A 12,183-nucleotide genomic window follows, 5' to 3' on the forward strand; every position below is an offset into this window, starting at 1 on the left:
CGAGGTTCAGCGCTTGCGCGTGCCGAAGATCGACCGGGTGATCTCGCGCCCGATGGCCGTGCCCGCCGAGCGCAGCGCCGAGCGGAACGCGCTGGACTTCACGACCTGCTCCACCAGACCCGGGTCCTCCTTGGCCGCGGCGGTCTTCTTCGCCGGCGTCGGGGCGGGAGACACTGGCGGCTCCGCAGCAGGTGGAGTGGTGGCCTGCACGCGGGCGGCGAGCTTCTCGTAGGCCGACTCACGGTCGGCCACGGCGGCATACTTCTGCCCGATCGGGGAGGCGGCGATCGTCTGGTCGAGCAGTGCGTCCGGCGAGGGCGCCATGAGCGACTGCGGGGCCCGCATGCGCGTCCACGCGACGGGCGTGGGCGCTCCCCTCTCGGACAGGACGGTGACGACCGCCTCCCCGGTGCCGAGCGAGGTGAGCAGCTCCTCGAGGTCGTACTGGCTGTGGGGGTAGGTCTTGACCGCCGCCTTGAGCGCCTTGGCGTCGTCCGGCGTGAAGGCGCGCAGCGCGTGCTGCACCCGGTTGCCGAGCTGGCCGAGCACGCCGGACGGCACGTCCTTGGGCGACTGCGTCACGAAGAAGACGCCGACCCCCTTGGAGCGGATGAGGCGGACGGTCTGCTCGATGGCCTCCTGGAAGGCCTTGCTCGCGTCGGCGAAGAGCAGGTGCGCCTCGTCGAAGAAGAAGACGAGCTTGGGCTTGTCGATGTCGCCGACCTCTGGGAGGTCCTGGAAGAGGTCGGCGAGCATCCACATGAGGAAGGTCGAGAACAGCGCGGGGCGGTCCTGCACGCCGGGCAGCTCGAGACAGGTGACCAGCCCCTTGCCGTCGCTCGTCGTGCGCATGAGGTCGGAGGTCTCGAAGGCCGGCTCGCCGAAGAAGGCGTCGGCGCCCTGGTCCTCGAAGGCGATGAGCTCGCGCAGGATGACCCCGGCCGTCGCCGACGAGAGGCCGCCGAGGGCCTTGAGCTCGGGCTTGCCCTCGTCGCTGACGAGGTGCTGGATCACGGCACGCAGGTCCTTGAGGTCGAGGAGCGCGAGGCCGTTCTTGTCGGCGTAGTGGAAGACGAGACCGAGGCTGGACTCCTGGGTGTCGTTGAGCCCCAGCACCTTCGAGAGGAGGGTCGGGCCGAAGTCGGTGATCGTCGCGCGGATGGCGACGCCCTTGCCCTGACCGCCCAGTGAGAGGAACTCGACGGGGTAGGCCGTGGGCTGCCAGTCCTGTCCGACGTCCGTGGCCCGCGAGGTGGTCCGGTCGCTGGGCTCACCGGGGCTGGCCATCCCGGAGAGGTCGCCCTTGATGTCGGCGAGGAAGACCGGGACACCCTGGCCGGACAGCTGCTCGGCCATGACCTGGAGCGTCTTGGTCTTGCCCGTGCCCGTGGCGCCGGCCACGAGGCCGTGACGGTTGAGCACGGCCAGCGGGATCCGGACGGGCACGTCGGGGTGGGCGGCGCCGTCGATGACGGCGGCGCCGAAGTCGAGGGCGGGGCCCTCGAACGCGTACCCGGCGCGGATCTCGTCGAGGTGGTCAGGGGCGGCGGCTGCGTCGGGCGGGGTCACGTCGTCAATGTAACGATGATCGGCCCGCGGGTCTCCCCTCCCCCGCGGGCCGTCCTCACAGACCCAGGGTCACAGTGTCCTCACGACCCGTGAGGCGGAATGGGCCCGAGCGTCCCACGGTCCTACAGTGGCGGGCGTGATCTTCAAGGCCGTCGGCGACACGCGTCCGTACCCGGACCACGGGTACAGCACGCGCCAGTGGTCGAACGTGCCCCCGCGCCTCGTGCGCCTCGACGACCTCGTGACGACCAAGCGCACCCTCGACCTGGGCATGCTCCTGTCGGAGGACTCGACGTTCTACGGCGACCTCTTCGCCCACGTGGTCGAGCACGAGGGGACCCTCTACCTCGAGGACGGCCTGCACCGCGCGCTGCGGGCCGCCCTCCACCAACGTCCGACGCTGCACGCCCGCGTCCTCGTCATCGAGTGACCGCCGATGAGTGAGCGCGACCTCGGCTACGAGCTGCGACACCGTCGGCAGCGTCGCAAGACGGCCACGACCATCTTCATCGTGCTCCTCATGCTCTTCTTCGCGTTCTGGTACGCCTTCTCCTACTACCGCGCCTCCTCCGACGCGGCGCCTGCCGCGACCGACGAGGCCGGCTGCCGTCCCTACGACCCCAAGGTGCCGACGCCGGCGACGACCACCGTCAACGTCTACAACGCCACGACCCGCAGCGGCCTGGCGGCCAGGACCGCCAACGAGCTCCGCGGCCGCGGCTACCTCATCGGCGAGGTGAGCAACGACCCGCTCGACCGCACGGTCGCGGGGCCGGCCGAGGTCCGGTTCGGGCCCGAGGGCGCCAGTCGGGCGAAGCTGCTCCTCCCGCTCGGCGGCAAGGGGACGACCCAGCTGGCCGACAAGCGCAAGGGCGCCGTCGTCGACCTCGTCGTCGGGGCGAAGTTCACGACCCTCGCGCCGGCGCCCTCGGCCAGCGGCCCCCCGATGTGCCCGGCCCCCACGAGCTCCGGCGCGACGCCCACCCCTGCGGGCTGACGTGACCTCGGCCCCAAGGGCGGCGGTGGCGTGGGCCCTCTCCCGGCTGCTCCTCGGAGTCACCGTGGTCCTCATGGCCGCCGCCACGGGTCAGGGAGCCGTCGGCCATGAGTGGGCGACGGGTACCTGGTGGCTGGACCGCTTCTCGGCCTGGGACAGCTACCACTTCGTGCGGATCGCGTCGGTGGGCTACCTGCCGCCCGGACTCGAGTGCTGCGACCAGGCCTTCTTCCCCGGGTACCCGCTGCTGATGGCGGCGCTCGCACCGCTGACGGGAGGGAACGTCACGGCTGCAGGGCTGCTCATCAGCGTGGTCGCCGGAACCGTCGCCGCCTGGCTGCTGTGGAGGCTCGTCGCCGACGACCCCCGAGGCGGCCCGGTCGCGGCCGGGCGTGCCGTCGCCCTGCTCCTCCTGGCACCCGCGGGGTTCTTCCTCGTCGCCGTCTACACCGAGGCGCTGTTCCTCGCGCTCGCCCTGGGGGCATGGGTGCTCGCCGGCCGGCGCCACTGGTGGTGGGCCGGGCTCGTCGCCGCCCTCGCCGCCGGGGTCCGCGTCAACGGCCTGTTCCTCGCCACCGGCCTCGTCGTCATGTATGCCGTGCAGTGGCACCACGACGGCCGCCCACGCCCCCGGCCCGACGTGCTCGCACTGGGCCTGCCCGCCCTCGGCGTGGGGAGCTACGTCGCGTACCTGCACTCGCGCACCGGGTCGTGGGACGCGTGGCGAGAGGCCGAGGCGCGGGGCTGGGACCGGGAGGTCGCGTGGCCGTGGGAGGGCGTGGCCGCGGCGTGGCGTGCGCTGCTCGACAGCCCGGACGCCTGGCTGGCGGCAAGCCGCGCGGCCGACATCGTCGCCGTCGCGCTGGGCGTGGCGGTGACGGCCCTCCTTGCGAGACAACGGCGCTGGCCCGAGCTGACCTTCATGGTGCTCACCATCGGCGTCGTCGTGTGCTCGACCCTGTGGGTGTCCGCTCCCCGCTACGCGCTCACCTGGTTCCCCGCCTACCTGGCGCTCGCGACGATGCGTGACTCCACGGCATACCGACGCCTGTATGCCGTCGGGCTGGGGCTGTCCTTCGTGCTCCTCGTGGGTGCCACGTGGGCGGTCGCCCACCGCCAGTGGGTGGCCTGATCGCGGACAGGGTCAGCCGGCATACAGGTGCATGGGTCACAATCTCCCGACACCGATCGATCTTCAGGAGTTTTTCGTGGCCCCGTCCGGGAGTGGCAGCAAGAAGGCGCGCGCCAGCGAGCGCACCGCCTCCGACCGCGTTGCGCAGATGCGCAAGGAGCAGCAGCAGAAGGACCGGCGACGCCTGTTCGCGATCTGGGGGGCGGCTGCCGTCACCATCGCGATCGTCGTCGGCGCCGTCGCCTTCGCCGTGATCAACGACAAGGCGAACACCCCCAGCCTGTCCGCGGTCAAGGACTTCACCTACGAGGCCGGCGCGCACACCGAGGAGGCGGTGACCTACAAGGAGAACCCGCCCGTCGGTGGCGAGCACCACCCGGTGTGGCTCAACTGTGGCGTCTACGACAAGCCGGTGCGCAGCGAGAACGCGGTGCACTCCCTCGAGCACGGCGCGGTCTGGATCACGTACCGGCCCGACCTGCCCGCGGCCGACGTCGAGACGCTCAAGGACGCCACGCCCGACACCTACGCGCTGCTGTCGCCGTACGAGGGCCTGCCGGCTCCCGTCGTCGTCTCCGCGTGGGGCCACCAGCTGCAGCTGACGGGCGCGAACGACCCCCGCCTGGAGGAGTTCATCAAGGAGTACCGCCAGGGCCCGGGGACCCCCGAGCCGGGAGCGCTCTGCACCAACGGCACCGACGGCTCGGACATGCCGCCGCCGGCCTCGCCGGGTCCCGCGGCGTCACCGTCGGCCACCACCTCGCCCTCGCCGGCCGTGAGCCCATCGCCCTCCCCGTCGGCATCGTGACCGACAGCACCCCGCTCCAGCCGACGACCTCCTCCCGCTCGCGGGGGGAGGTCGTCGGCTTGGCGGTCCTCCTGGGCGTGGCCTCGCTGCTCGTCGGGCTCGTCCTCGGCTGGGCGCTCTTCGGTCGTGGCGGCTTCCCGCTGGACAGCTCGGCCGAGGCGGGCTTCGCACGCGACATGCAGACGCACCACGGGCAGGCCGTGCAGATGTCGCTGATCGTCGTCGACCGCACCTCGGACCCCGCCGTGCGCACCATGGCCAAGGACATCGCGACGAGCCAGCAGCAGCAGGCCGGGCAGATGTTCGCGTGGCTCCAGCTCTGGGGGCTGAAGCCGACCGGGTCGCAGCCCCCGATGGCCTGGATGGGTTCGGACCACCACGACGCGGCGTCGACGTCGGCGTCGGGCGAGTCGGTGCCCATGCCCGGTATGGCCTCGGCCGACGACATCCGGCGGCTCACTGCCGCGTCCGGTGTCGAGGCGGAGCGGATCTGGCTCGAGCTGATGATCGACCACCACCGCGGTGGCGTCGAGATGGCCGACGCGGTGCTGGAGCGGTCCGACCGCGAGGAGGTCGTCCTCCTGGCCCGCTCGATGAAGGCCGCCCAGTCGTCCGAGATCGGGGCGATGCAGTCGATGCTCGACGCCCGCGCCTGACCCCAGCTTTCGCTCCCCATGACGGAAGGTTGGGGGTCCGGAGGGTTCGGTTCCCTCCGGACCCCCAACCTTCCCTCCGCATGCCGGGTGACCCCCGACCAGGAGCACGCTCGATTTCACTCCGGCCGAGACGTTGCGTATTGTGCTCCGCGGTGGTGTGTCCGAGCGGCCTAAGGAGCACGCCTCGAAAGCGTGTGAGGGTGCAAGCCCTCCGTGGGTTCAAATCCCACCGCCACCGCCAGCCAGACGAAGAGCCCCGAGCCTGCTCGGGGCTCTTCGCCCGTCCGGAGCGGGGACGTTGGTCCCGTGCTGCTCGCAGACCGATGACGGAGGGTGGACCCATGAGAGCCACACGACCGCTGCTCGCCCTCGGACTGACCCTCGGCCTCCTGTCCGGGTGCGCCTCCACCCCCTCGACGCCAGACCCTGTCGGGTCCCCGAGCGTCCAGGGGTCCTCGGCGACGTCCCCGGGCGGAGCGGCGCTGCTCGCGAAGCACGACCTCAGCGGCAAGGACGCGGTGGCCGTCATCGACAGCCTCGACCGGATGTCGGTCGAGTCCCGCCCGGCGACGCTGCGCGCGTCGGTGCGCCCCGACGGCCTGCTTCTCTCCGGGGACGACGCGACCGTCACCCTGCCCATCCCCCGTGAGCGCTTCTACCTCTCGGTCGCGCCGTACGTGAACCGGACGCACGAGTGCTTCCACCACTCCTTGACGACGTGCAAGGGCGAGCTGGGCGGCAAGCAGGTGCAGGTCACCCTCGTCGAGGACGGCACCGGGAAGGTGCTGGCCGACGAGACCCGCACCATGTTCGACAACGGCTTCACCGGGTTCTGGCTGCCCCGCGACATCACGGCGACGCTCACCGTGACCTCTGAGGGCAGGACGGCAACGTCCACGGTCTCCACCGGCGCCGACGACCCGACCTGCGTGACGACGATGCAGCTGGCCTGACCCTCGCGTAGCGACGGTGACGGAGCCGTCAGGCTCGGACGGCACACGGATGGGCATGGAACAGCCCGCAGGCCTGTCGACCGAACTGTCGGCGACGAGTGCAGGGGACGACCTGCACGGCCCGCGGGCTGCGGTGAGCTGCTGGGGATTGCGCCGGTGGCGCGACCTCGAGCAGTCGAGGTGCGCTAGCGCGCAGTCACCTCACGCGTCCAATGAGAATTCAATTCCTGGACCACCTCCCTTCCGTGTACTCCGACGCTAAGACGGAAGTGCGACCTGTGCAAGGGGTTTACCAGGTCGTGTCGTGGCAGCCGGTGTGTGACTCCGGCTCGACCTGCAGCGTCGCGTGCTCGACCCCGAACTCCTCGCGCATCACCCGCCGGGCGGCGTCGAGGACGGCATGCGGGTCGGCATCATCACGCGTCATGAGGTGGGCGGTGGCGACGTTCATGCCCGACGTCAGCGTCCACACGTGGAGGTCGTGCACGTCGGTCACCGTCGGCACCGCCTGCAGCGCGGCGGTGACGTCACCGGGGCGCATCCCCGCGGGCGCGTGCTGGCCGAGCACGGCGAGCACCTCACGGCCCAGCACCAGGGCGCGCACGGCGACGAAGGCCGCGATCGCAAGCGCGATGCCGGTGTCCCACCACGCGTCGCCGGTCGCCGCGACGAGCAGGCCGGCGGCGATGACGCCGACCGACCCGAGGGTGTCGGCGGCCACCTCGAGGTAGGCGCCCTTGACGTTGACCGACTCACCCGCCCCGCCACGCAGCAGCAGGAGCGCCGCGATGTTGATGACGAGCCCGACGGTGCCGACGACGAGCATGGGGCCGGTCGCCGGCTGCGCCGGCTCACCGATGCGTCGCACCGCCTCCACCGCGATGATGCCGCCACGCCGACCATGAGGAGCACGGCCAGTCCCGACGCGAAGACCTCCGCACGGAACGAGCCGTAGGTCCGGCGGCCGGTGCGGTCCGCACGTCCAGCCACGCGAGTGGCGACGAGCGCGACCACGTCGGCGGCCATGTGCCCTGCGTCGGAGAGGAGGGCGAGCGAACCGGAGGTCAGCGCTGCGACGAGCTCGACGACGAAGAAGACGGCCACGAGCCCGAAGGCGGCCTGGAGGCGCCACCGGTGCGTGGCCCCGGGATGCCCGTGGCCGTGCCCGCTTCCCATGGCCGCCACGCTAGCGACTGCCCCCTGCTCCCCTGACGTTGCGTGGCTCCACGCGCCGCTGATGTGATCTGGTGGGAGGCATGACCCGCTACGGCTTCCATGCCTCCCACGAGCAGATCAGTCCCTCCGACCTGCTGAGGGACGTCCAGCACGCCGAGCGTGCCGGCTTCGACATGGCCATGTGCTCCGACCACTACTCGCCCTGGAGCGCCCGCCAGGGCCACAGCGGCTACACCTGGGCCTGGCTCGGCGCGGCGCTCGCCACGACGAGCCTCACGATGGGGTGCGTCAGCGCCCCGGGCCAGCGCTACCACCCGGCGGTGGCGGCGCAGAAGATTGCGACCCTCTCCCAGATGTTCGAGGGGCGGTTCTGGGTCGCCCTCGGCAGCGGCGAGGCCAGCAACGAGCACATCACCGGCGACGGCTGGCCGCGCAAGGAGCTGCGCGACCAGCGGCTCGACGAGTGCGTCGAGGTCATCCGCCGCCTGCTCTCGGGCGAGGAGGTCAGCCACGACGGTCTCGTCACGGTGGACCGGGCCCGCATCTGGGACCTTCCCCAGCAGCAGCCGAAGCTCATCGCCCCGGTCGTGTCGGTCGAGAGCGCGGCTCGGGTCGCCGCGTGGGCGGACGGGCTCATCACGATCGTCCAGCCCGAGGAGCAGCTCCGCCGCGTGGTCGAGGCCTACCGCGAGGCGGGCGGCCGGGGCGAGCTCTCGCTCCAGGTCCACCTCAGCTGGGCCGAGCGCGAGCAGGAGGCCGAGGACATCGCGTTCGACCAGTGGCGCAGCAACGTCATCGGCGCACCCGTGGCCTGGGACACCGAGACGGCCGAGGCGTTCGACGCCATCGGCGAGCAGGTGACCCGCGAGGCCGTGCGCGGCGCGGTCCAGGTCTCCGCTGACCTCAGCGAGCACCGTGAGCGCCTCGCCCACCTGGCGTCCCTCGGCTTCGACGACCTGTACCTGCACCACGTCGGCCAGGAGCAGGAGGCCTATCTCGACGCGTTCGGCGAGCAGGTCCTGCCGCAGCTGACCTCCAGCGACGCGTCACGAGCCTGAGGAGCTGACCGAGCATGCGCATCACCGACACGAGCGACCAGTGGTGGAAGACCGCCGTCATCTACTGCCTCGACATCGAGACCTTCTACGACTCCGACGGCGACGGGATCGGGGACCTTCACGGGCTCGCCGAGCGCCTGGACTACCTCACCGAGCTCGGCGTCACCTGCATCTGGCTCATGCCCTTCTACCCGAGCCCGCAGAAGGACGACGGCTACGACGTCAGCGACTTCTACGGCGTCGACCCCCGCGTCGGCACCGCCGGCGACCTCGTCGAGGTCATCCGCACCGCCCACGACCGCGGCCTGCGCGTCATCACCGACCTTCTCGTCAACCACACCTCCGACCAGCACCCGTGGTTCAGGGAGTCCCGCCGCAGCACGGACAACCCGAAGCGCGACTGGTACGTCTGGCGCTCCGACTCGCCCCCGGACACGAGCGCCCAGGTCGTCTTCCCCGACAAGGAGGAGGCCATCTGGTCGCTCGACGAGAAGACGGGCGAGTGGTACCTCCACCACTTCTACTCGCACCAGCCCGACCTCAACGTCGCCAACCCGGCCGTGCGCGACGAGATCGCCCGCATCGCCGGGTTCTGGCTCGAGCTCGGCATCGACGGGTTCCGCGTGGACGCGGTGCCGTTCTTCGTCGAGGACGTCGAGACCGCCGTCGCGGCGGGCAGGGCCGGCTCCGAGAAGCGCGGCGACGGCGGCACCGAGGTCGAGGCCGTGGTGAGCCCGCACCAGCACCTCAAGGACCTGCGGGCCTTCATCAACCGGCGCAACGGCTCCGCCATCATGCTCGGCGAGGTCAACCTCCCCCACAAGCAGCAGCGCGAGTACTTCGGGGGCGATGCGGGGGACGAGCTGCACATGATGTTCGACTTCATCGGGATGCAGAAGCTCTACCTGTCACTGGCCCGCGAGGACGCGCGGCCTCTCGCCAAGGCCTTGCTCGAGCGGCCGCCGATCCACCCGAGCTGCCAGTGGGCGACCTTCGTCCGCAACCACGACGAGCTGACCCTCGACAAGCTCACCGACACCGAGCGGCAGGAGGTCTTCGCGGCGTTCGGCCCGGAGCCCGAGATGCAGATCTACGACCGCGGCCTCAAGCGCCGCCTACCACCGATGCTGAGCGGGGACCCGCGACGCGTCCGGATGGCCTACAGCCTGCTCTTCTCGCTGCCCGGGACGCCCACCCTGTTCTACGGGGAGGAGATCGGCATGGGCGAGGACCTGGCCGGAGAGGGGCGGCACGCGGTCCGCACGCCGATGCAGTGGACCGACGGCCCGACCGGGGGCTTCTCGACGGCCCCGGTTCGCAGGCTCGTCCGCCGCCCGACCCCGGACGGCTTCGGGCCCGAGCACGTCAACGTCGTCTCGCAGCGGATGGACCCCGACTCGCTGTGGGGCTTCATGCGGCACCTGGCCCAGACCTACCGCTCGTGCCCGGAGCTGGGGTGGGGCGAGCTCACCGTCCTGCCACAGCCGCACCAGCAGGTGCTCGCCCACCAGTGCTCGACGGGCGAGGCGGCCGTGATCGCCGTCCACAACCTCGGGGCCGCCCCGCAGACCGTCACCCTGGACCTCTCGTCGTGGGTCGAGCAGGGCGACGTCACGCTCGCCGACCTCCTCGCGGGCGGGGAGGTGCAGACGACCGACGGCAGCCTCGAGGTCGTGCTGGAGGGCTACGGCTACCGCTGGCTCCGCATCCACCCGGCCGGCGACCTGCGCATCCCCTGAGGCCGGGCGCCGCCGCGGCTCACATGCGGTCGAGGCCGGCGGTGCGCCGCCAGCTCCACACGGCCACACCGACGACGAACGCGCCACCGAGGAGCACCGCTCCCACCGTCCCGAACCACGACACCACCCGCTCATAGGACATCCCTGCCCCGTAGCCGGCCAGCACGCTGAGCATCGACCACGACCCGGCACCCAGCAGGTCCCAGGCCAGGAACTTCGGGTACGGCATGCCCGACATGCCGGCGATGGACGGCATCACCGAGCGCACGAAGGGGGTCCACCGGCCGAGGACCACCGCCCATCCGCCGCGCGCGCGCAGCCGGGCCTCGGCGTCCTCGAGGCGCTGGCGCCGAGCGGGGTGCGTGACCCGGCGGTGCAGGCGCGGCCCCACCCGCCGGCCCACGACGTAGCCGACGCTGTCGCCCAGCAGCGCGGCCACCAGGACGACGACAAGGACGCTCACGAGAGAGGTCCGGCCCAGCGCCGCCGCTGCACCCGCGAGCACCGCGACCGTCTCGCCGGGCAGGACCATGCCGACGAGGAAGGCGCACTCGCCGAAGACGACCAGCCCGGCGACGGTGAGGATGAGCCACGGCGGCTGGTCGAGCAGCGAGGAGAGGGCCTCGGTCACCGGCGTGCCTCGAAGAAGTCGAGCAGCAACCGCGACGACTCCTCCGCGAGCACGCCGCCCACGACCTCGATCCGGTGGGTGGCGCGACGGTCCCGCACGACGTCCCAGACCGAGCCCGTGGCGCCGAGCTTGGGGTCCCAGGCGCCGAGGACGATGCGGGAGATCCGGGCGAGCATCGCCGCGCCCGCGCACATGGGGCACGGCTCGAGCGTGACGACGAGGGTGCAGTCGTCCAGGCGCCACGACCCGGCCGCGCGGGCTGCGGCCCGCAGCGCCACGACCTCGGCGTGCGCCGTCGGGTCACCCTCCACCTCACGCAGGTTCCAGCCCTCGCCGAGGACCGCCCCGTCGGGCCCGAGCACCAGTGCACCCACCGGGACGTCGCCCGCACCGGACGCGAGGTCGGCGAGGTCGAGCGCGCGACGCATGGCACCGGCATACTCCTGGCGGTGTGGTGCGGACGCGGGTCCGGGAGGCTGGCTCACGCGGTAAGTTTCGCCCATGCGCGTCCACGTTGCCGACCATCCGCTGATTGCACACAAACTCACGTACCTGCGCGACAGGCGGACGGACTCCCCGACGTTCCGGCGGCTGGCCGAGGAGCTCATGACGCTGCTTGCCTACGAGGCGACGCGTGACGTGCGGGTCGAACCGTTCGAGATCGAGACGCCCGTCGCGCCGACCACCGGGATCAAGCTCTCCAACCCCAAGCCGCTCATCGTCCCGATCCTGCGCGCCGGGCTGGGCATGCTCGAGGGGATGGTGCGCCTCCTGCCCAGCGCGGAGGTCGGCTTCCTCGGGATGCAGCGCAACGAGGAGACGCTCGAGGCGATCACCTACGCCAACCGCCTCCCCGACGACCTCTCGGGGCGTCAGGTCTACGTCCTGGACCCGATGCTCGCCACCGGTGGCTCCATGGTCGACGCGATCCGCTTCCTGCTCGAGCGCGGCGCCGACGACATCACCGCCGTGTGCCTGCTCGCCGCGCCCGAGGGCATCGCCCACCTCGAGGCCTCCCTGGCGGACGAGGGCGTGCCGGTGCAGCTCGTCACCGGCTCGATCGACGAGCGGCTCAACGAGCTGGGCTACATCGTGCCCGGGCTCGGCGACGCGGGGGACCGCCTCTACGGCGTCGTCTGAGTCCTCGGGCGTCCGCATGGCCGGACCGACACGCCGGGCCCGACCTCACCAGTCACACCAGTCACAGCCCCCATCATGGGTGCTGCAGTGTGTAGCCCGTGCACGCCCCCGCGCCCGCGCGCGGTCCTGAGCCGAGAGAGAGCCGTCGTGACCATGCCCCCGATCAAGAAGATCGTCACGTGGCTCCTCGTCATCTTCCTGCTCTACGCCATCTTCACCTCGCCCACGGACGCGGCCAACATCGTGGGCAGCGCGTGGGACGTCATCACCAACGGCGTCGGCAACATCGGCCGGTTCTTCGACTCCCTGATCGCCCGGAGCTGA

13 protein-coding genes, 1 tRNA gene and 1 pseudogene are annotated in these 12,183 nt (G+C 71.6%); 11 read left to right on the top strand and 4 right to left on the bottom strand.

Annotation, left to right across the window (positions count from 1 at the left end; all coding sequences use genetic code 11):
• Positions 1 to 6: 6 nt before the first annotated feature.
• Positions 7 to 1,578: a helicase HerA-like domain-containing protein gene (locus tag ACOJV9_RS12205; RefSeq protein WP_420185583.1), complete on the bottom strand. Its 1,572-nt coding sequence runs from the start codon at positions 1,576 to 1,578 to the stop codon at positions 7 to 9.
• Positions 1,579 to 1,705: 127 nt separating this feature from the next.
• On the opposite strand from ACOJV9_RS12205, the gene ACOJV9_RS12210 reads away from it, so the two are divergent.
• From ACOJV9_RS12210 to ACOJV9_RS12240, 7 genes are all read left to right on the top strand, one after another.
• Positions 1,706 to 1,999 (top strand): type II toxin-antitoxin system VapB family antitoxin, encoded by a 294-nt coding sequence (locus ACOJV9_RS12210; RefSeq protein WP_420185489.1) that lies wholly within the window; start codon positions 1,706 to 1,708, stop codon positions 1,997 to 1,999.
• Between the two features lie 6 nt (positions 2,000 to 2,005).
• A complete protein-coding gene (locus tag ACOJV9_RS12215; protein ID WP_420185490.1) occupies positions 2,006 to 2,566 on the top strand; it encodes a LytR C-terminal domain-containing protein in 561 nt (186 codons plus the stop codon).
• 25 nt (positions 2,567 to 2,591) lie between these two features.
• On the top strand, positions 2,592 to 3,698 hold the full coding sequence (locus ACOJV9_RS12220) for a mannosyltransferase family protein (RefSeq protein WP_420185491.1): 1,107 nt from the start codon (positions 2,592 to 2,594) through the stop codon (positions 3,696 to 3,698).
• Positions 3,699 to 3,774: 76 nt separating this feature from the next.
• Positions 3,775 to 4,506, top strand: a complete 732-nt coding sequence (locus ACOJV9_RS12225; RefSeq protein WP_420185492.1) for a DUF3105 domain-containing protein — start codon at positions 3,775 to 3,777, stop codon at positions 4,504 to 4,506.
• Entirely contained in the window at positions 4,503 to 5,162 is a 660-nt protein-coding gene (locus ACOJV9_RS12230; protein ID WP_420185493.1) for a DUF305 domain-containing protein, read from the top strand. The genes ACOJV9_RS12225 and ACOJV9_RS12230 overlap by 4 nt, the downstream gene beginning before the upstream one ends.
• 151 nt (positions 5,163 to 5,313) lie before the next feature.
• A tRNA-Ser gene (locus ACOJV9_RS12235) sits at positions 5,314 to 5,403 on the top strand.
• A gap of 100 nt (positions 5,404 to 5,503) precedes the next feature.
• Complete coding sequence (locus tag ACOJV9_RS12240) at positions 5,504 to 6,115, top strand: CueP family metal-binding protein (RefSeq protein ID WP_420185494.1); 612 nt, start codon at positions 5,504 to 5,506, stop codon at positions 6,113 to 6,115.
• Positions 6,116 to 6,494: 379 nt separating this feature from the next.
• Here the strand turns inward: ACOJV9_RS12240 and ACOJV9_RS12245 are convergent.
• Positions 6,495 to 7,291, bottom strand: a pseudogene (locus tag ACOJV9_RS12245) (cation diffusion facilitator family transporter); the annotation flags it as partial.
• A gap of 80 nt (positions 7,292 to 7,371) precedes the next feature.
• On the opposite strand from ACOJV9_RS12245, the gene ACOJV9_RS12250 reads away from it, so the two are divergent.
• Positions 7,372 to 8,349, top strand: a complete 978-nt coding sequence (locus ACOJV9_RS12250) for a TIGR03885 family FMN-dependent LLM class oxidoreductase (protein ID WP_420185495.1) — start codon at positions 7,372 to 7,374, stop codon at positions 8,347 to 8,349.
• A gap of 14 nt (positions 8,350 to 8,363) precedes the next feature.
• Complete coding sequence (locus ACOJV9_RS12255; protein ID WP_420185496.1) at positions 8,364 to 10,088, top strand: alpha-amylase family protein; 1,725 nt, start codon at positions 8,364 to 8,366, stop codon at positions 10,086 to 10,088.
• Between the two features lie 19 nt (positions 10,089 to 10,107).
• Here the strand turns inward: ACOJV9_RS12255 and ACOJV9_RS12260 are convergent, their stop codons facing one another.
• Positions 10,108 to 10,719, bottom strand: a complete 612-nt coding sequence (locus tag ACOJV9_RS12260) for a DedA family protein (RefSeq protein ID WP_420185497.1) — start codon at positions 10,717 to 10,719, stop codon at positions 10,108 to 10,110.
• The gene (tadA, locus tag ACOJV9_RS12265; RefSeq protein WP_420185584.1) at positions 10,716 to 11,147 is read right to left on the bottom strand and encodes a tRNA adenosine(34) deaminase TadA; all 432 of its coding nucleotides are present in this window, start codon (positions 11,145 to 11,147) and stop codon (positions 10,716 to 10,718) included. Before tadA ends, ACOJV9_RS12260 begins: the two co-directional genes overlap by 4 nt.
• Positions 11,148 to 11,220: 73 nt before the next feature.
• Here tadA and upp point away from each other — a divergent pair, with 73 nt between their 5' ends.
• Positions 11,221 to 11,859 carry a uracil phosphoribosyltransferase gene (gene upp, locus ACOJV9_RS12270; RefSeq protein WP_420185498.1) on the top strand — a complete coding sequence of 213 codons (639 nt, stop codon included), beginning with the start codon at positions 11,221 to 11,223 and terminating at the stop codon, positions 11,857 to 11,859.
• 147 nt (positions 11,860 to 12,006) lie between these two features.
• Positions 12,007 to 12,183 (top strand): hypothetical protein, encoded by a 177-nt coding sequence (locus ACOJV9_RS12275; protein WP_420185586.1) that lies wholly within the window; start codon positions 12,007 to 12,009, stop codon positions 12,181 to 12,183.

Source organism: Knoellia terrae, from assembly GCF_048606435.1.
Lineage (GTDB): Bacteria > Actinomycetota > Actinomycetes > Actinomycetales > Dermatophilaceae > Knoellia > Knoellia terrae.